Source organism: Streptomyces sp. PH9007 (assembly GCF_059813725.1).
In genome coordinates this window covers 3,191,971-3,210,922 of sequence record NZ_CM187440.1, presented here as the reverse complement: position 1 = coordinate 3,210,922, position 18,952 = coordinate 3,191,971, and the positions used below count along the sequence as shown (strand labels likewise).

General features: G+C 71.7%; 15 protein-coding genes. 7 read left to right on the top strand and 8 right to left on the bottom strand.

What is annotated here, in order from left to right; all coding sequences use genetic code 11:
• The first annotated feature begins 102 nt into the window (after nucleotides 1-102).
• A complete protein-coding gene (locus tag ACTFAP_RS14610; protein ID WP_495681046.1) occupies nucleotides 103-1,743 on the top strand; it encodes a protein kinase domain-containing protein in 1,641 nt (546 codons plus the stop codon).
• A gap of 4 nt (nucleotides 1,744-1,747) precedes the next feature.
• Here the strand turns inward: ACTFAP_RS14610 and ACTFAP_RS14605 are convergent, their stop codons facing one another.
• The 7 genes from ACTFAP_RS14605 to ACTFAP_RS14575 all read right to left on the bottom strand — a co-directional run bounded on the left by ACTFAP_RS14605 (nucleotide 1,748) and on the right by ACTFAP_RS14575 (nucleotide 12,318).
• The gene (locus ACTFAP_RS14605; RefSeq protein ID WP_500466521.1) at nucleotides 1,748-2,572 is read right to left on the bottom strand and encodes a maleylpyruvate isomerase family mycothiol-dependent enzyme; all 825 of its coding nucleotides are present in this window, start codon (nucleotides 2,570-2,572) and stop codon (nucleotides 1,748-1,750) included.
• A 182-nt stretch (nucleotides 2,573-2,754) separates the two neighbouring features.
• Complete coding sequence (locus ACTFAP_RS14600; protein WP_495681044.1) at nucleotides 2,755-4,053, bottom strand: M18 family aminopeptidase; 1,299 nt, start codon at nucleotides 4,051-4,053, stop codon at nucleotides 2,755-2,757.
• Between the two features lie 97 nt (nucleotides 4,054-4,150).
• Nucleotides 4,151-5,605, bottom strand: coding sequence for a DUF6177 family protein (locus ACTFAP_RS14595; RefSeq protein ID WP_500466520.1), 1,455 nt, complete (start codon nucleotides 5,603-5,605; stop codon nucleotides 4,151-4,153).
• Nucleotides 5,606-5,627: 22 nt separating this feature from the next.
• Nucleotides 5,628-9,662, bottom strand: coding sequence for a type VII secretion protein EccCa (eccCa, locus tag ACTFAP_RS14590; RefSeq protein ID WP_500466519.1), 4,035 nt, complete (start codon nucleotides 9,660-9,662; stop codon nucleotides 5,628-5,630).
• Nucleotides 9,659-10,597, bottom strand: a complete 939-nt coding sequence (locus ACTFAP_RS14585) for a CpaE/TadZ family protein (protein WP_500466518.1) — start codon at nucleotides 10,595-10,597, stop codon at nucleotides 9,659-9,661. The genes eccCa and ACTFAP_RS14585 overlap by 4 nt, the downstream gene beginning before the upstream one ends.
• A gap of 201 nt (nucleotides 10,598-10,798) precedes the next feature.
• A complete protein-coding gene (gene eccD, locus ACTFAP_RS14580; RefSeq protein WP_495681040.1) occupies nucleotides 10,799-12,145 on the bottom strand; it encodes a type VII secretion integral membrane protein EccD in 1,347 nt (448 codons plus the stop codon).
• Complete coding sequence (locus tag ACTFAP_RS14575; protein ID WP_030732764.1) at nucleotides 12,103-12,318, bottom strand: hypothetical protein; 216 nt, start codon at nucleotides 12,316-12,318, stop codon at nucleotides 12,103-12,105. Before ACTFAP_RS14575 ends, eccD begins: the two co-directional genes overlap by 43 nt.
• Nucleotides 12,319-12,465: 147 nt before the next feature.
• Between ACTFAP_RS14575 and ACTFAP_RS14570 the strand changes: the two genes are divergently transcribed.
• The 5 genes from ACTFAP_RS14570 (at nucleotide 12,466) to ACTFAP_RS14550 (ending at nucleotide 16,364) form a co-directional block, all read left to right on the top strand.
• Nucleotides 12,466-12,798: a hypothetical protein gene (locus tag ACTFAP_RS14570; protein WP_390116126.1), complete on the top strand. Its 333-nt coding sequence runs from the start codon at nucleotides 12,466-12,468 to the stop codon at nucleotides 12,796-12,798.
• An 11-nt stretch (nucleotides 12,799-12,809) separates the two neighbouring features.
• On the top strand, nucleotides 12,810-13,115 hold the full coding sequence (locus tag ACTFAP_RS14565; RefSeq protein ID WP_030732761.1) for a pore-forming ESAT-6 family protein: 306 nt from the start codon (nucleotides 12,810-12,812) through the stop codon (nucleotides 13,113-13,115).
• A 26-nt stretch (nucleotides 13,116-13,141) separates the two neighbouring features.
• On the top strand, nucleotides 13,142-13,543 hold the full coding sequence (locus ACTFAP_RS14560) for a DUF6507 family protein (protein WP_500466517.1): 402 nt from the start codon (nucleotides 13,142-13,144) through the stop codon (nucleotides 13,541-13,543).
• Nucleotides 13,544-13,611: 68 nt separating this feature from the next.
• Nucleotides 13,612-15,831, top strand: a complete 2,220-nt coding sequence (locus ACTFAP_RS14555; RefSeq protein WP_500466516.1) for a hypothetical protein — start codon at nucleotides 13,612-13,614, stop codon at nucleotides 15,829-15,831.
• Nucleotides 15,816-16,364, top strand: coding sequence for a hypothetical protein (locus tag ACTFAP_RS14550; RefSeq protein ID WP_500466515.1), 549 nt, complete (start codon nucleotides 15,816-15,818; stop codon nucleotides 16,362-16,364). The genes ACTFAP_RS14555 and ACTFAP_RS14550 overlap by 16 nt, the downstream gene beginning before the upstream one ends.
• Nucleotides 16,365-16,485: 121 nt before the next feature.
• On the opposite strand, the gene ACTFAP_RS14545 is transcribed toward ACTFAP_RS14550, so the two are convergent.
• Nucleotides 16,486-18,315 (bottom strand): acyl-CoA dehydrogenase, encoded by a 1,830-nt coding sequence (locus ACTFAP_RS14545; protein WP_500466514.1) that lies wholly within the window; start codon nucleotides 18,313-18,315, stop codon nucleotides 16,486-16,488.
• Nucleotides 18,316-18,426: 111 nt separating this feature from the next.
• Between ACTFAP_RS14545 and ACTFAP_RS14540 the strand changes: the two genes are divergently transcribed.
• Nucleotides 18,427-18,930 carry an SseB family protein gene (locus tag ACTFAP_RS14540; protein ID WP_390115724.1) on the top strand — a complete coding sequence of 168 codons (504 nt, stop codon included), beginning with the start codon at nucleotides 18,427-18,429 and terminating at the stop codon, nucleotides 18,928-18,930.
• Nucleotides 18,931-18,952: the final 22 nt, after the last annotated feature.

Sequence of the window (18,952 nt, the reverse complement as noted above, 5' to 3'; positions counted from 1 at the left end):
CGCCGCCACGCCGAGCCCGGAACGCGGGTCCGTATGATACGGGCGGGGATCCGGGGCCTTTCGCGCCCGGAACACTCCATATGCCTAGGGGGATCAGTACCGATGAATGACCAGGCCCGTCCGCCTGCGGACTTGACCGGCCGCACGGTGGGCGGCGGGCGCTACGTGCTGCGGGCCCTGCTGGGGCGCGGCGGCATGGCGTCCGTGCACCTGGCGTGGGACACGGTGCTGGAGCGGCAGGTCGCGATCAAGACCATGCACTCCGAGCTGGGCAGCGAGCGGGACTTCCGGGAGCGCTTCAAGCGCGAGGCCCAGTCGGTCGCCAAGCTCACCCACACCAACATCGTCTCGGTCTTCGACACCGGCGAGGACCTGCAGGGCGAGTCCCCCGTCCCCTACATCGTGATGGAGTTCGTCGAGGGCAGGCCGCTGCGCGACCTCCTGGACGAGGACGTCGAACGGTACGGGGCGATGCCGGCCGCCACCGCGCTGCGGATCACCGCCGATGTGCTGGCCGCGCTGGACATCAGCCACGAGATGGGGCTGGTGCACCGCGACATCAAGCCCGGCAACGTGATGATCGCCAAGCGCGGCGGCACGGTGAAGGTCATGGACTTCGGCATCGCGCGGGCGATGCAGTCCAGCGGCACCGCCATGACCCAGACCGGCATGGTCGTCGGCACCCCGCAGTACCTGTCGCCCGAGCAGGCGCTGGGGCGCGGCGTGGACGCCCGCTCCGACCTGTACTCGGTGGGCGTCATGCTGTTCGAGCTGCTCACCGGGCGGCTGCCGTTCGACGCGGACAATCCGCTGGCCATCGCGTACGCGCATGTGCAGGAGGAGCCGCCGGCTCCGTCCACGGTGAACACGGCGCTGCCGCCCGCGGTGGACGCGCTGGTCGGCCGGGCGCTGCGGAAGAACCCCAACGAGCGCTTCCCCTCCGCCGAGGAACTGCGCGCCGAGTGCCTGCGGGTGGCCGGCACGCTGAGCGGCGAGGCACCGCGCATCGACCCGGCCGCCGCGGCGGCCGGCAACAGCGGGGCCGGGATAGCCGCGTCGGTGTACCCGCAGTTCGGCGCCCCGACCCCGCCGTCGGTCGCGCAGGCCAACCCGGCCACGCCCCTCGCCTCGCCGTACGCGCCCGGCGGGTACGGCTACCCGCAGCCGGGCCACGGCCCCGGCACCCCCGCGCCGTACGCGATCACCCCCACCGTGCCGGTGTCACCCGGCGGCGGTGCCGCCGGTGCGGGCGGCGGGCGGCGCGGTGCGGTGGGCGTCGTGATCGCGGCGGTGGTGGCGATCGCGGTGGTCGCGACGGTGGCCGTCTTCACGCTGCTGGACGGCGACGGCGAGGACGGCTCGGAGGCGGGCGGCGGCTCGGACACGGGAGCCGAAGAGGTGACCGACCCCGACACCGAACGGGAGCCCCGCTTCAAGGAGGGCGACCCGGAGAAGGTCATCGACGCGACGTCCTGCGTGCACGCCAACAACTACTGGGACCAGGACGCGAGCCCCGGCGCCAAGTCGACCCCCAACTTCTACGGCTTCCACATCAACTCCGTGAAGGAGTGCATCCGCTCGGCCGGCTGGCGGTACGAGGAGAACCTCGTCTACAAGGACGAGGTGCTGCTGGGCGAGAACATGGTGGTCAACCAGACCCCGGCACGCGGTGAGCCCTTCGACCCCGAGGAGATGGTCATCGAACTGACCGTCTCCACCGGCCGGGAGCCCGACCGCGGCTGAGGGGTCAGGTGGTGACCGAGAAGTTGGCGAGAATCCGCCCCGCCAGCTCCTCGTCGCCCTCGATCTTCACCTTGTCGGCGACCCGGCGGGCCCGGGTACGGCCGCAGGCCAGCCGGAAGTACGTCTCCCAGTCGAGCGTGAAGGTGACGACCGGGCCCAGCGAGGGACTGCGGTCCACCGAACCCTGGCCCTCCTCGTCGACCCGGACCGTCCGCAGGAACTCCACCGGCCCGTGCACGTCGAAAACCACGGCCGACTTCTTCGGCGCCTGCGCGTCGTGGGCGACGACCTTCGGGAGCATGCCGAGCAGCACGTCGCGGCTGATGACCGCGGCGTCCGTGGCGAGGTTGCCCGGCTTGCCGAGCGCGCGGCGCAGATCCTGCTCGTGCACCCACACGTCGAAGGCGCGCACCTTCAGGAACGTCTCCAGCGTCATGTCGCCCAGCACGGGGTGCGACAGCTCGTGCCCCGGGTCGCGCTTCTCGTTCCGCAGCTGCCGGGAGCGGCGGATGATCGTGTACTCCAGCTCGCTGGTCATCTCCGGACCGGTGTGGTGGCGGCGGACATCCACCTGCACCTCGGTGTAACGCCCCGCCTCACTGCGTACGTGGTAGAGGTCGCGCGGCAGGGAGTGGATGGGGCGCGGGTCGCCGAGCGCCTCGCACTCGCTGCCGATGACGTGCGAGATGACGTCCCGCACGGACCAGCCGGGGCATTCGGTGGCGCGATTCCACTCCCCGCCCACCAGCTCCGATGCCAGCTCGGATATCGCCTCGATCGACTGGGTCCAGGCATCGATGGACGTTTGCAGGCTGGGATGCACGGTCACGGGGCCCCTCGTGGCGATCGTCGCTTGGAGTATTCACACGGTACGCCGCTCGCGCGGGACCGGTGAATGCCTTGAGTGAGTCAAATCCTAGGGTGCGAACGCCTGTCAGTTCGAGGGGTTGCCGGGGCCGGTCCGCACCGTGATGCGGACCGGGCCCGCTTCCCGTCCCCGTGGCGGCGGACTCAGTGCCCCAGGAAGGACGTCATGGTGTTCGCCAGCAGGTACGGGTCGGCGGCGCCGCACAGCTCGCGCGCGGAGTGCATGGACAGGATCGCCACCCCGATGTCGACGGTGCTGATGCCGTGCCGGGCCGCGGTGATCGGCCCGATGGTGGTGCCGCACGGCACGGCGTTGTTGGACACGAACGTCTGCCACGGCACCCCCGCCCGCTCGCAGGCCTCGGCGAACACGGCCCGGCCGCGGCCGTCCGTGGCGTACCGCTGGTTGACGTTCACCTTGAGGATCGGCCCCGCGCCCGGCATGGGGTGGTGGCCCGGCTCGTGCCGCTCGGCGTAGTTGGGGTGGACGGCGTGCCCGGTGTCCGAGGACAGGCAGAACGTGCCCGCCAGCGCCCGCGCCCGGTCCTCGGGCGTTCCTCCCCGCGCGTAGACCGAGCGCTCCAGCACCGAACCGAGCAGCGGACCGCCCGCCCCGGTGTCCGACTCGCTGCCGCACTCCTCGTGGTCGAAGGCGGCGAACACCGGGATGGCGGTGGGCTCCGCCCCGGCGGCGGCGACGAGCGCGGCGACCCCGGCGTGCACGGACAGCAGATTGTCCATCCGCGGCCCGGCCACCAGCTCGCGGTCCTTGCCGAGATAGGCGGGCGCCTCGACGCTGTGCGCCATCAGGTCCCACCCGGCGACCTGCCCGGCCTCGACGCCGGCCTCGGCGGCGAGGAACTCGATCAGCTCGCCCTCACGCGGCTCGCCCAGGCCCCACAGGGGGGTCATGTGCTGCTGCCGGTCGAGCTTGAGCCCGTCGTTGACACCGCGGTCCAGGTGGATGGCCAGCTGCGGCACCCGCAGCAGCGCCCGGTCCACGTGCACCAGCACGCTGCCGCCGCCGCGCAGCGACAGCCGCCCGGACAGGCCCAGGTCACGGTCGAGCCAGGTGTTGAGCAGCGTGCCGCCGTACACCTCGACGGCGATCTGCTTCCAGCCGTGCCGCCCGCTGTCCGGCACCGGCTTGACCCGCAGGTTCGGCGAGTCGGTGTGCGCGCCGACGATCCGGTACGGGGTGGCGGGCGTGGCGCCCTCGGGCACGTACCAGGCGATGATCGCCCCGCCCCGGGCGACGAACTTCCCCCCGCTCTCCCCGTCCCAGGCGGCCTCCTCCGCGACCTGCCGGAACCCGGCCTTCTCCAGCCGCTGCGCGGCATTGGCCACCGCGTGGTACGGCGAGGGCGTCGCGGCGAGGAACCCCATGAGGTCGTCGGTGTGCGCGAGATCGAAGGGTCTGGACGAAGAAGGCGAAGAACTCATACCCCTCAGCATACGAATCCCCCGAATGCCACCTTCCGCCGAGAGCACGCACGACGGACACCTCCCCCGCCGCCCGTGTCCGGCCCGGCCCCGACCGTCAGCCGCCGGCCGCCGCCCGCCCCCGCGCCGGGTCGGCACTGTGCAGATGCGCCATGAGGTGCTGGAACGCCTGCCAGTCGCCGTCCGGGACCGGGTAGTACAGCCCGGGCCGCTCCGCCGGGTCCAGCCGTACGGGGGTGGTGGACACGGGCGGGCGCAGCGCGTGCGGCAGCCCGATGCGGTGCACGTCGTCCGCCCCGAGCGCGAACGCCAGCGGCGCGGGCCCGGCCTCCAGTTGGGCGGGCACCGCGAGATCGGCACGGGCCCGGCGGTGCTGCGCCAGCAGCGACACCAGGCCGTACCGGGCGGACAGCGCCCCGGCCAGCTCGGGCAGGCCGGGCACCTCGGCGGGGGCCTCGCCCGCACGCCCGAGCGCGAAGGTGACCTCCTCCTCCACCCCGCCCGTGGTGATCCGCACCCGCAGGGTGGCGATCGCCGCCGCACTCTCGGGATGCCCCACGACCACCAGCCAGGTCGGCTCCGGCGCCCGGGCCCGTACCAGGTCGGTCAGTTCCTCCCGCGACCACGGAAGCGCCGCCGGCTCGCAGGTCCCCCACCCCGCGGGCGGTCCGCCCGTCAGCACCCGCCACACCGTCTCCAGCGGCCCGCCCAGCAGCAGTTCCCGTTCGGCGGGCCGCCGGGTGGTGAAGGTGAGCAGCAACTGCCCCTCCTCGCTCACCGCCGCCCGCGGCACCCCGTCCAGGAACTGCGGCGCCGGGGTGCCGGTCGCGGCGAACGCCCCGTTCTGCCAGCGCAGTACGGACCCGGACAGCCCGTCGTAGTACCCTCCCCCAGGCTCAGCCCGGGAGGTGCCCCCGGCGCCGTCCTGCACCACCCACCGGTTGGGCAGCCCGCCCAGCAGCGAACGCATCGGCAGGGACAGCCGGGCACCGCGCGGAGTCACGATCTGCAGCGCCCGTCCCGCGGCCTGCGCCGCCCGCAGCGCGTCGCCCAGCCAGGCCGTCGCCGCCACCAGCGGCCGCTCCTGGATGACGACGGCCGCGCTGTCCGTCAGCACGTCCACCGCGGGCTGCGCCGCGGCCGGGGCCGTCGCGCCGACCACGCCGGTCACCGGGGCCTCGCCGCCGTCGGGCGGCACCGCCCCCCGGGGCCACACCGTGCCGCCGAGACGGCGCGCCAGCCGGGCGGCGATGACCCCGGCCAGCTCCGGCGCCCGCGGCGCACCGGTGGCGGCCCGCACCTCCGTCCACCACACCGGACCGCTCACGGCCGCCTCCGGTCCCAGCAGCCGGGCCACCTCGCCCGGCAGCCGCACCAGCATCGGCGTCTCCACCGACACCACCGGCCTGCCCCGCTCGTCGCAGAGCTGGAGCAGCGCCCCCTCCGCCCGCTCGGCCGACAGCAGCGTGTCGGGGCCGCCGGCCATCAGGCTGGCCACCACACTCCACGGGTCGGGCATCCGCTCGGTGAGCGCGATGACGTCCGTCGTCACTCTTCCTCCCCCTGCGCGGTGGTCACCGCTGCTCCGGTTCGCGGGCCAGCGCGGTCTGCACGAGCCGGTGCGGCTCCCCGCGGCGTACGAACGTGCCGCGCCCCGGCGGCTGGGCCTTGGCGTAGAGGCCGGGGAACAGCTGGCCCTCGGAACGGTCGCCGGTCATCACCAGCGCCGAGGTGCCGCTCTCCCGCAGCGTCATCAGGAACGGCTCGTACATCGCCCGGGACGCCCCGGCCACCCGCCGGGTCACCACGAAGTGCAGCCCGATGTCCTGTGCCGAGGAGAGGTAGGGGACGAACGGGTCGAGCGGCTGCTGGCGCGCGGTGGTGAGGATGTCGTAGTCGTCGACGACGACCACGATCCGTGGCCCGCCCGGCACCGCGCCGCCCGCCGCCAGGGCCTCCGGCGACAGCGTGTCGTCCGGCATCCGCTTGTCGAGTTCCCCGGCGATCCCGGCGGACAGCGCCGCCGCCAGCCGGGCGTTGTGCGCGTAGCCGCCCCGGTACGGCTCGGGAACGGCGCTGTGCAGCCCGCGCCGCGGATCCATCACCGCGAACACCAGCTCCTCGTCGCCGTACCGCTCCACCAGGCCGTCCACGATCAGCTTCAGCAGGTTGGTCTTGCCGCACTCGCTGTCGCCGAGGACCAGCAGATGCTGATCGCGCTCGAAGAGATCGAGCGGCAGCGGGCGCAGCGCGTTCTGGTCCAGGCCGATCGGCACGCGCAGCGGCTCGGCGGCCAGACCGGGCAGCCGGCGTGCGGGCAGCCGGGTGGGCAGGACCCGTACCGGCGGCGCGCCCGGCCCCGACCAGGCGGCCCGCACGGCGCTCACGGCGCGTTCGACGGCGGCGCCCAGGTCGGTGTCGTCGGCCCTGGCGTCGATCCGGGGGAGCGCGGCGTGCGCGAACAGCTTGCCGTCGGTCAGCACCCGGCCCGGCTCGTCGGCGCTCAGGGTCTGGGCGAGGCGGCGTTCGATGCCGCTGTCGCCGGGGTCGTTCAGCCGCAGTTCGACGCGGGTGCCGAAGGTGGACTGGACGGCCAGGCGCGCGTCGTTCCAGCGCAGCATCGCGGCCACCACGTGGATGCCGTACCCGCCGCCGCGCCGCAGCAGTTCGCCGATGGTGTCCTCCAGGTCGGAGAACTCCTCCCGCAGTTCGCCGAAGCCGTCGATGACGAGCACGATGTCGGTGGAGCCCAGTTCGGGGAAGCCGCCGGCCGCGCGCAGCCGCCGCAGATGGTCGATCGAGTCGATGCCGTGCTCGCGGAACAGCTCCTCGCGGGCCGTCAGCATCGTGCGGATCTCCTCGACGGTGCGCGCGGCCCGTTCCCGGTCGGCCCGGCCCGCGACCCCTCCGGTGTGCGGCAGCCCGGCCATCGTCGCCAGTCCTCCGCCGACCAGGTCCAGTCCGTAGACGGCGGCCTGGTGCGGAGTGTGGCCCAGGGCCAGGGAGAGCATCAGGGTGCGCAGCAGGGTGGTCTTGCCCGACTGCGGGCCACCGATGATCGCCGCGTGCCCGCCGGCGCGGGTGAGGTCCAGGACCCACTGGCCCTGCCACTGTTTGCCGGGGTCATCCAGCAGCCCGAGCGGGACGCGCAGGGCGCCGCCCGCCGGGGGCCGGGAGAAGCGCAGCCCCCGGGTGGCCGGGTCACCGGCCTCCAGCGGCCCGGCGACCGCGTCGAGCGGGAGCGCGGCCGGCAACGGGGGCAGCCAGATCTGCGCCACGGGCGGGGCCGCCTGCCTGAGCTGGTCCACGACGGTGGCCAGCAGGCTGGGGCCGGCGGTGCGCCGGGCGGGGGCGGGTGCCGCGGGCTCGTCGCCGTCCTTCGCCCCGTCCTGGCCGAGCGTGTTGTAGGCCGGGTACGGCAGGGCCCTGGGCCCGTCGTCCCGCGACGCCCTCTCCTGCCGCACCGGCCGCTGGTAGGGCCCGGACACGTAACTGGCCTTGAAACGGTCGTACGCGCTGGTGTCGACCTTGAGGTAGCCGAAACCGGGGAGGGGCGGCAGGTGGAAGGCGTCCGGGGTGTCCAGGACGGTCCGTGACTCCTCCGGGGAGAACGTGCGCAGTCCCAGCCGGTAGGAGAGGTAGGTGTCCAGGCCCTTGAGCTTGCCGCTTTCGATGCGCTGGCTGGAGAGCAGCAGATGGACGCCGATGGACCGCCCGATCCGCCCGATCGACAGAAACAGGTCGATGAAGTCGGGCTTGGCGGTAAGGAGTTCGCCGAACTCGTCGATGACGACGAACAGGTGGGGCAGCGGCTCCAGTTCGGGGCGCTCCTCGCGGGCGGCGGCGTAGGCGGCGATGTCGGGCAGCTCTCCGGCCCGCTTGAGCACCTGCTGGCGGCGCTGCACCTCGCCGGCCAGACTGGCGTGCACGCGCTCGACCAGCCCCGCCTTGTTCTCCAGGTTGGTGATGACCCCGGCGACATGCGGCAGCGGAGCGAACGGCGCGAAGGTGGCGCCGCCCTTGTAGTCCACCAGCACCATCGCCAGATCGTCCGGCGGATGCGTGGCGACCAGCGCCAGGACCAGGGTGCGCAGCAGCTCGCTCTTGCCCGACCCCGTTGCCCCGACGCACAGACCGTGCGGGCCCATGCCGAGTTCGGCGGACTCCTTCAGGTCGAGCAGCACGGGCTCCCGGGTGTCGCCCAGGCCGATCGGCACCCGCAGGAACGCCTGGTCGCCGCGGCGCGGCGCCCACAGCCGGTCCAGGTCGAGCGCCCCCGGGTCCTCGACGCCCAGCTGGTCGCCGAAGTCCACGGGGCCCGAGAGCGGGGCGCCGGACGCGGCCGACTCGGGGGTGAGCCGCAGCGGAGCCAGCATCCGGGCCAGACCGGCCGCCCCGGCGGCGGTGACCTCGTTCAGGGTTCCGGTGAGCGTGACCGGCTCCTCCCCCCGCAGGTCCTCGACGGAGACGGCCGGCTCGCCGGCGTCGTCCCGGGCGACGGTGATCCGTACGGACACCTGCCCGGGTTCGTCGGTGCGTTCGGCGAGCGGGTAGAGCACGGTGATGCCCATGTCGGTGAGCGACACCGCGTCATCGGGCCGGGCCAGCTCACCCGCGGTGCCGCCGTAGCCGTCGGCCACCACGACCATCCGCTTCGCCTGCCGCAGCGCCTCCCGCCCGGCCAGCCCGCGCCGTACCTCGGCGGCGAAGGTGGCCCGCTGCCGCAGCTCGCCGCCGAGCGCACGCGCCAGCTCCGGCAGCCCGGGGGCGATCCGCCGGGCGGGTACGGGCCCGTCGTGCTCCTCGCTGTCCAGGATGTGCGGCAGCCACTTCAGCCACGCCCAGTCGGCCAGCCGCTCACGCGGGACGGCCAGGGCGAGCGCCACGTCGTCCGGGGCATGGCCGACGGCGGTCTGGGCGAGCAGCGTCCGCACCACGGCCAGCACATCGTCCCGCTCCCCCACGACACTGACGTGGCCCGCCCGGTCCAGCGGCACGGTCAGCGGCATCTCGGGGGCGGTGCTGAAGCGTTCACGCAGCCCGGCGGCCTCATTGATCATGAACCGGTCCGGTGGAGTGAGCACCGAGCCGCTCTTGGTCTCCAGGCGCAGCGCCCGGACCGGCACCTGGCCGGTGCCCAGCCGGACGCGCAGGAAGTCACGGTCACCGCGGCGCCGCTCCCACAGCCGCGCGGGATCGGCCACCACGTCGTACAGGGCCTCGGGGGCGGGGGACAGCACCCGGGCCGCGCTCCGGCGGGCGCGGTCCTCGGCGCTCAGCTCCTCGCGCAGTTCCTCCAGGTACTCCAGGTAGCGCTCGCGCTGGGTACGCCGCGTTCGCTGGGCCCGCCCGCGCTGGGAGAACAGCAGCCCGATGCCGCCGACCAACGCGATCACCAGCACCACGGCGCCGATCACGGCGAACTGGCTGCTGCGGACGATGGTCATCATCGCCATCGAGCCCATCATCCCGGCCAGCGGCAGCAGCGAGGTGACGGCCGAACCCGTCTTGCCCTCGGGGAGGTTGGGCGGCGCCTCGATGACCCGCTCGGCGGGCTCGGGCAGCGGACGGGTGGTACGCGCCGGCCGGTGCACCTGCCGGTTGCTCATCTGCCCACCCCGGCGGCCGTCCCGCCGCCCCTCGCTCCGCCCCGCCCTCGGGACATGGCCCGGTCCATGACCTCGGCGGCGAGCCCGAGCGCGGCCTGTCGCGTCGCGCGCGCGAGCAGTTCGGTGCGCACCTCCCCGCCCTCCGCCAGCGCCCGGTCGTAGGGCAACGGGACGACGGCGGCGCCGCCCACGCCCAGATACTCGGCGGCCCTGCGGGCATCGACGCCCATGCCGGGGGAGGTGTGCGCGAGCGCCACCACCGTGGTGGGCAGCATGCTGCGGTGCAGCCCGCCGATCCAGTCCAGGACGGTACGGGTGGTGGCCACCCCGGCGGCGGTGGCCGGAGCGACCAGCACCCGCGCCTGGGTGGTGGTCAGCGCCGTCCTGGCGACCTCGGCGGGCAGCGTCTCGCAGTCCACGACGGTGGTGCCGAACCAGCGCCGCAGCGAGGTCATCACGATCCGGTAGGAGTCGATGTCGAGCTGGGCCCCGACGGCACCCTGGCTGCCGGGCAGCAGCCAGCCACCGCCCGCGTAGGGCAGCAGATAGCCCGTCACATCGGTGACCCGCATGGAGGGGTCGAGGATCCGCGCCAGGTCGTGGAACGTCCAGCGGACCTCGCTGGCGCCCAGCAGCCGCGGCAGGGTGCCCAGCGCCGGGTCGGCCTCGATGGCGAGCACCGGGTCGGCGCGGTAGTGCGCGAAGGTCAGCCCGAGCAGCGCCGCCACCGTGGACTTCCCCGCACCACCGCGGATGCTGGTGACCGCGATCTGCCGCCCGGTGGTGATGGGCTGCTGCACGGACCTGGCCAGCCGGGTGGCCTCCTCGGTGTCCCGCGCGGTGGACGACAGCCCGTCGCGCAGCGCCCGCACGGCTCGCCGGCCCAGCGGATCACCGTGCCGGGCACGCTGCCCCGCGCGCTGTACCGCGGGCATCACCACGGGTACGGAGACGGGCGCGGGGGGCGGAAGAGCCGCTGCGGCGACAGGCCGATCGGCGGCCGGCGGCGCGGGCACGGCCGGAGGCTCCGGGCCGGGCGGCACCGCTTCGGCCGCCACCCCGCCCAACTCCTGAAAGACATCCCGCTGCCAATCCCCCGGTACCGGTGCGGACATCACCGCCTCCCCTTCCCTGTGTCAGAACGTGTCGAGCAGCCGGCCGTACACACCGAACGCGCCCAGGGCCACCGGTATCAGGGCCACCACCGCGACCGATTCGATGCCGTTCGTCAACCGCCGCAGCCGGACCCGTACATGGTCGGGCGGCCGGGCGACCAGCAGGGCCAGCGGCAGTACGGCCGATGCCCCGAGGACCACCAGTGGCCACGCCGCGGACTGATCGGGGGTCTGCGCCCACAGCACGATCAGCCGTACCCACAGCACGGCCCCGGCGGTCAGCAGCGCGAGGACCTCGACGGCGAGCGGGAAGGCCCGGGCACGGGAGAGCAGAATGATGCCGAGCAGCGCCGTGACCGCCACCGTCCAGCCGCTGACCTCGCCGACCGCCAGCCATCCGGCGGCAGCGGCCGAGGCCGCGATGGCCACGGTGGCCAGGGCGAGACCGCGGTGGGTGGCGGACAGCGCGGTGTCCACCCGGTACCGGCTGACCGAGATGCTGCCCGAACGCTGATCGTCCAGCCGCGTCAGCCCGGCCGCCATCATCGCGAACCTCGGCAGAAAACCCAGTGCCAGCACGGAGATCACCCCCAGCAGCACCCCGGTCCTCGCCCCGCCGATGAGCAGGGCCCCCACCTCCCAGACGCCGACGATCACCGCGACCGCGACGGCACCGACCAGCCCGCCCCGGCCCAGCGGGGTGAGGGCACCGAGCAGCGCCAGCACGACGACCGCGGCGGCCCCCGCGGCGGCGAGCCGCACGGCACCGCTGTGCGACCAGGTCATGACCAGCGCCCCGTACACCCCGAGCACGCCACCCAGCAGGATCAGCGCCGTCCCCAGCTCCCGGGCCCTGAGCCACACGGCCGGCCCGCTGGCGGCCGCCGCGCCCACGGCGGCCAGGACGATCCACCCGCCGACCCGGTCGGTCCCGTACCACGCGGTCGCGAGGGTGACGGCGACGAGCGCGAGCAGCAGCGAGAACCCGCCGACGCTCAGTGCGCGGACCGACGCGTCCCATCTCCCGCGCCGCAGATCCAGATCCTCGGCCACCTCATCGGTGACGTCGTGCACCACCGGGGCGGCCGGTGTCTCCTGCTCCCGGACCAGCCGCAGCACCGCGCCGTCGGCGACGCCCGCCGAGGCGAGCGTGTCGTCCTGGGCGAGCACGGCGCCGTCGGAGGTGACCAGCCGCCGCAACGCGGGGGTACGGCCGGGCCGTTCCCCCAGCAGCCGCAGCACATCGGGCAGCAACTCCCCGATCGGGTCCTCGGCCGGCAGCACCAGATCGATCCGCCGCCGGTCCCCGACCAGCGTCACCCGGCTCACCACGAGCCCGACCCCATCCGCCCGGAGAGGAACGACCATCCCACGCAGCCGGCACACAGCACGGCGCCCAGCACGATCCCGCCGACGCTCTTCCCCAGGTTCTCGTCCAGGGTCATCCGGACGCGCTGTCCTCCGAACAGCAGGGCGTCCCGCAGCCGTCGGCGCCGCACGGACACCGACTCCAGCAACTGACTGTCATAATCCCGAGCCACGCCGTCCCCCCTCCCACTCCGCTCACCACCCTACGATCCCGTACGGACACGTGCCATGATCAGAGCGTCACATCCGGGGAACCATTCCGGCAGACGGAACGTCATCACCCGTACACGGACTCAGGGGAGGGGAGCCGGACCATGGGCATGAAGTTCGACATGGGCAATCAGGTGCTGTCGACGCTGCGTCAGCAGTCGCAGGGTGCCAGCACGGATCTGGGCACGCTCATCCAGCAGCTGATCGCGGCGGCGGAACCACTGGAAGGCAAGTTCAGCGGGGGAGGCAAGGCCGCCTTCGACGCCTTCAAGGCCCGCTCCACCGAGATCTCCGCGGAGCTGAACGGCGCGCTGAGCGCGATCCTCGGGGGCCAGGCCGGCATGGACGAGGCGTTCCGTACCGGTGACCAGGAAGCCTCCGACAACGCCCGGCAGGCGATGTCGGCGGCCAACTTCGACGGCGCCCGCTTCTCGGGCCGCTGACAGGGGGCGGGATGAGCAACGACAGGATCGGGTACGACGTCAACGCCTCGGGGGAGGCGCAGACCAACATCCACGGCGTCATCCAGCAGTTGGAGCAGGTGATCAGCGCCCGCGACGGCCACGTGAAGAACGCCATGGCCGACTTCCAGGCCGACGGGGTCTCGGAGCAGTACCACGGCGCGGAACAGCGCTGGAACACGGCGGCGGAGGAAGTCCGCACCATCATCGGCCTGCTCAAGTCGACGCTGGAGAACAACGACGGCACCGCGCAGAACACGCTGCGCCGCGCACAGGGCGCGGTGGACGGCATCGGCTGACCCGGCTCAGGGAGGGGACGACGGGGATGACGGGGTGGGACATCGATCCGGAGGGCGTGCAGGGCGTCCTGGAGGCGGCCGGCGAACGGGCCTCGGATCTGGAGGGGTGGGGCGAGCACTACGGCTCGACCCTGGAGAGCGCGGCGGCATCGGCCGGCACGCTGTCGTTCGGGGGCGGCGGCGGGGGCGGCGAGGGTGAGGGCATCGGCCTCGTCGGCCTGGCGCTGTCACAGTTCGCCGAGAACACCCGCGGCGATGTGATGTACATCGGCGCGCGCATCGGCAAGTCGCTGGAAGGCGCCTACAACGCCGCCGTGGCCTATCTGGAGGGCGACGAGGCGATGGCCGCCGAGGCCCAGCGCCTGGCACTGCGCGCCCCCGTGCTCGACCTGCGCGCGCCGGGCGAAGACCCCAACGGACCGGTGTAGGTCCGATGAGCGACGAAGTGGAGCGGGTCGACCCCTCCGGCATCCCCGAGTTCACCGGCAACCTGTCCATGCTGGCGGCCGACTGCATGGGCCTGGACGCGGCCGAGTCGGGCATCCGCGGCATCGGCTCGGACGTCCACGACGAATTCCAGGGCCTGTCCTCCTTCTACACCGCCCCCGAGGCGGAACAGCTCTTCGCCACCACGGGACCGGCCCGGGACCGGGCCGCGGAGTTCGCGGACGATCTGGCGGCGGTGCGCTCCGCCCTGTGGGACTACCACGAGGAGATCACCCCGATCGTCGGCCGGCTGAACCGGCTGCGGTACGAGACGGAACAGTTCGTCGAGTCCATCCGGAACGACGACGACTGGAAGAAGAGCGAGTCCAAGGTCGACCGCAACAACGAACTCCTCACGGACATCTCCACCACCGTCGCCCAGTTCTGGGCCGCCGAGCGGTCCTGCGCCAACCGGATCAACGCCCTGTGGGGCGGCCCGCAGTGGACCACGGACGACGGCTCCGGCGGCGAGCACATGTACGGCGTCAGCGAGGAGGAGATGGCCCAGGCAGGTGAGACGCCCTGGGGCCGCGCGGTGGAACGGGAGTACTCCTGGTACCGCGTCGACCAGCACCTCAAGAGCTTCGTGTGGGACGGCATCATCGTCGACGGGATCTGGGGAACGATCACCGGGCTCGGCGGACTGCTCGGCTTCCAGGGCTGGGACGTCTTCAAGGAGTCCTGGAAGGGCCTGGGCCAGCTCGCGACGGGCCTGGCGATCGTCACCAGCCCGCTGAACGCGCTGGCCTACTCCCTGATGCCGGACGGCGCGGTCAAGGACTGGATGGACGACAGCCTGGACGTCACCCTGGAGACCGCCAAGGGCCTGGTCGCCTGGGACATGTGGAGCGAGGACCCGGCTCGCGCGGCCGGCCTGACCACGTTCAACGTCCTGACGACGGTCGCCAGCTTCGGCGCCGGCGCCGGTGTCCGGGCGGCGGCGAGCGGAGCGGGCACGGCGACCCGCATCACGGCCGCGGCGGCCCGGGTGGGCACGGTCATCGACCCGATGACGTACGTCACCCGCGGGCTGAGCACCATGACACGCTTCGGCGAGATCAGCAGCCAGCTGGCGAACCTGACCACGGCCCGCAGCTTCGAGATTCCCGGCGGCGGCCTGCGCCTGGACAACGGCTCGGTGATCCCGTCCAACGGCCCCTTCAGCATGGACGCCCTCCCCCCGGGCCAGCACGCGGTGAGCCGGCCGGACGGCTCGGTCCTGTGGGACGACGGCACGATCCTCCACCCGGACGGCCGCCTGGAATCCCCCACCGGCCAGACCATCCAGACCGCCGACGAGATCCCGGTCGAGATCTCCGCCCGCGACCGCTCCATCCTGGACTCCACCACCCCCGAGCCCTCCGGGGTGGGCGCCCCACGTCCGCAGACGGACGTCACCCCCGTACATTCGTCTGCGCATGCTGCTGATGGAAATCTGCCGTCCAGTAGCCATTCCGAACCGCCCACAGGCAGACACGGTGGAAGCGACGATCCTCGGGGGTCCCATGACGGCCCCACCGAGACGGCCTCCGACTCGACCGGCCATCAAAGTCCGCGCCATGCGGAGGCGAACGAGAATGTGGCGGCCGAAGGGCCCGGTGACCACAACGTTCCCCCCGGTGGTCACGATCAGCCCGGCTGGAGCGGGGCGGGCTGGGTCGAGAGACCCACGGAGAGTGCGGCAAGAGCTTACGAAGAGATCCGCGGCACTCCGAACAAGGTGGATCTCCCAGCAATTTCACAGAACACTGGCATTGACGAAGCTGTCCTCCGACAGGTCAAGAGCCATCTCTTCCGATCCCAGCATGACATTGCCATTGGCCCGGGCGAGTTTCAACGGGGCCCCTTTACGCCACGCGATGACATTGCCGAAATGTGGAATGCAGCAAGAGACGGGAACATCTCCCCCGCCCAGCTCAGAGAATTTAAATTCCTCATGGCGCATGAATATATTGAGAGCCGCCTGATGGCATCAGGAATGCCATACATTTCGCACAATCCCAGCGCCGGCTGGAGCGAGGACGGAAAAAGAATACCCTTCCACGATCCGAAACTTCTCGGAGCCCATGAGATGGCACCGAACCCAGTGAACGGCAACTTCAGGTCCTGGGAAAGGATTTTTGGCGAAGAGCACGCGCACATGGAGATCGCTGCAGATCTATCCAATGTCGACGCTATAGTGAAGACCGCCAAGACGCTCCTGAACCTGAAGGGATGGAATTTGAAGTGAGGCATGAATTGGGCCCGAGATCCGCCTTCGAGCGCCTGAAGTCCATCGATTGGCTCGACGACACCGGTGCCTTTGACCACACGGGCTCAAGAATGGCACTCATGCGTGAATATCTTCGCCGTTCCGCCCAGTGGGCAGAAGCGGTCGGTGCCGCCGAATCCTGGCCGTTCTTCGATCTCGGGGAAGCCATCGAACCCGGTATTCACGTCGACGGTGATCTGGCTGCCGAAATGGAGGACTTCCTCTACCAGAATGTGACACGCGGATCCATCAGGAACACGTGCTGGGGAGCTGTCCACTGGGCAGCCCTTCCTCCGGATACGCTGGCAGAACTTCCCGCACTGGAAGATCCGTACGAACCGCTGCTTCTCTTCTACGAACGGGGAGGCCCGTTCACACTCGAAGGCCCGTTCATCAATGTCGGCGAGGGGATGGTATTGCACAAGAATATCGAAGACCACCTCTCCCCTCAGCCCGTCACCGATTTGGACGCGATCTCATTGGATTACCTCGACGCGAATGAAAGCCGCTAGACGCCCCTTCACGGCAGGGATCGACATACCGGCCGGCATATCGTGAAACAGCACGAGAAACGACTCCGGTCCCCGACACCTGTAAGTGTCGGGGACCGGAGTCGTCATCGTGGCCGGAGGATCAGAACGCCGCTTCGTCCAGGTCCATCACGCTCGGGTCCGTCGTTTCCGCCGCCGTGCGGGTCGCCGTCACCTTCGGGAGGACCGTCGTCGCGAAGTGCTTGGCCGCCGCGATCTTGCCCTCGTAGAACGGCTTGTCCTTCGCCGAGGCGCCGGGCAGCGCCTCCGCCGCCACCGCCGCGCCGCGCAGCAGCAGGTAGCCGACCACCACGTCGCCCGTCGCCAGCAGGAAGTCGGTGGTGTTCAGGCCGACCTTGTAGATGGACTTCACGTCCTTCTCGGTGGCCGCGAGGTCGGTCAGCATGATGCCGGCGATGACCTCCAGGTCGGCGGCGGCCGTGGTCAGGCGTTCGCGGGCGGTGGCCAGGTCCTCGCCGCCCGGGGCGTCGGTCAGGAACTTCTTGATCTCGGCCGAGACCGTGCCCAGCGCCACGCCCTGGTTGCGGACGATTTTCCGGAAGAAGAAGTCCTGCCCCTGGATCGCGGTCGTGCCCTCGTACAGGGTGTCGATCTTGGCGTCCCGGATGTACTGCTCCAGCGGGTACTCCTGGAGGTAGCCGGACCCGCCGAAGGTCTGGAGGGACTGCGCGAGCTGCTCGTAGGAGCGCTCCGAGCCGTACCCCTTCACGATCGGCAGCAGCAGGTCGTTGATCGCCTCGTCCGCCGCGACGTCCTCGCCCGCCGCGCGCTTGAGCTCGATGCCGTCCTGGACGCTCGCCGTGTACAGCACCAGGGCCCGCATGCCCTCCGCGTACGCCTTCTGCGTCAGCAGCGAGCGGCGCACGTCCGGGTGGTGGGTGATGGTGACGCGCGGCGCGGTCTTATCCGTGAAGCGGGCCAGGTCCGGGCCCTGTACGCGGTCCTTGGCGTACTCCAGGGCGTTCAGGTAGCCGGTGGACAGGGTCGCGATGGCCTTCGTGCCGACCATCATCCGCGCGAACTCGATGATCTTGAACATCTGGCGGATGCCGTCGTGCTTCTCGCCCAGCAGCCAGCCCTTGGCCGGTGTTCCGCCCGCGCCGAAGGTCAGCTCGCAGGTGTTGGAGACCTTCAGGCCCATCTTGTGCTCGACGTTCGTGGCGTAGGCGCCGTTGCGCTCGCCCAGCTCGCCGGTCTCCCAGTCGAAGTCGTACTTGGGGACGATGAACAGGGACAGGCCCTTGGTGCCGCCCGCGTGGCCCTCGGGCCGGGCCAGCACGTAGTGGACGATGTTCTCGCTCAGGTCGTGCTCGCCCGAGGTGATGAAGCGCTTGACGCCCTCGATGTGCCAGCTGCCGTCCTCCTGGCGCACCGCCTTGGTGCGGCCGGCGCCGACGTCCGAGCCGGCGTCCGGTTCGGTGAGCACCATGGTGGAGGCCCACTGCTTGTCGACCATCAGCTGGGCGATCTTGCGCTGCTCCTCGGTGCCCTCGTCGTACAGGATCGAGGCGAAGGCCGGCCCGGAGGCGTACATCCAGATCGCCGGGTTGGCACCGAGGATGAACTCGGCGAAGCCCCACAGCAGCGAGCGCGGGGCGACGGTGCCGCCCAGCTCCTCGCCGATGCCCAGCCGCCACCACTCGGCGTCCATGTAGGCGGCGTAGCTCTTCTTGAACGACTCGGGCAGCGGGGCGGTGTGCGTCGCGGGGTCGAAGACCGGCGGGTTGCGGTCGCCGTCGGTGTACGAGGCGGCCAGCTCGTTCTCGGCGAGCCGGGCGATCTCCCGCAGGACGGTGCGGGCGGTGTCGGTGTCCGCCTCCGTGAACGGCCCGGTGCCGTACACCGAGCCGCGGCCGAGGACCTCGAACAGGTTGAACTCGATATCGCGGAGATTCGACTTGTAGTGACCCATGGCGACGACTCCAGCTCGCTCCAGTACCGGGCAGTAACTCCCATCATGCTACCCACCGGTAATAAGAAGCAAGCGGAAACCGGGCCCTCCTCACTCAGTAGGCTGCTGCGCATGTACGGCTACGACCAGACCCCGTACCAGGGTCAGCAGCAGCAGCCCTACGGGGACGCCTACAACGGGCAGCAGCTCTACCCCGAGCCGCCCCAGCCACAGCAGCAGGCCGCCGCGGCCCCCGCCGCCGGTGGCGCCGCCCCCGCGCCCCCGTCGTTCACCGACGCCCTGCGCGCGTACACCTCGGGCGCGCTGTCCTCGGAGGAGTTCCACGACATCTTCCTCGCGGCCAAGATCTACTGCCCGCGCGGCGACACCCCCGGCTTCCTGGCGCTGCACAACACCCAGCAGCCCGTCATCCCGCTGTTCACCTCGCTGCGGGAGCTGCGCCGCTACGCCGGCAAGGAGTCGCGCTACTTCACGGTCACCGGTGGCGAGGTGCTGGACCTGCTGCCCACCGGCTACGGCTTCGCGCTGGACATGGAGGGCGAGCACCGCCTTGTCCTGGAGGCCGCCGCCGTGAACGAGATGGTCGACTACACCATGCGCCGTATGTACGGCTGACCCGGAAGCAGCGCCGGGGGCG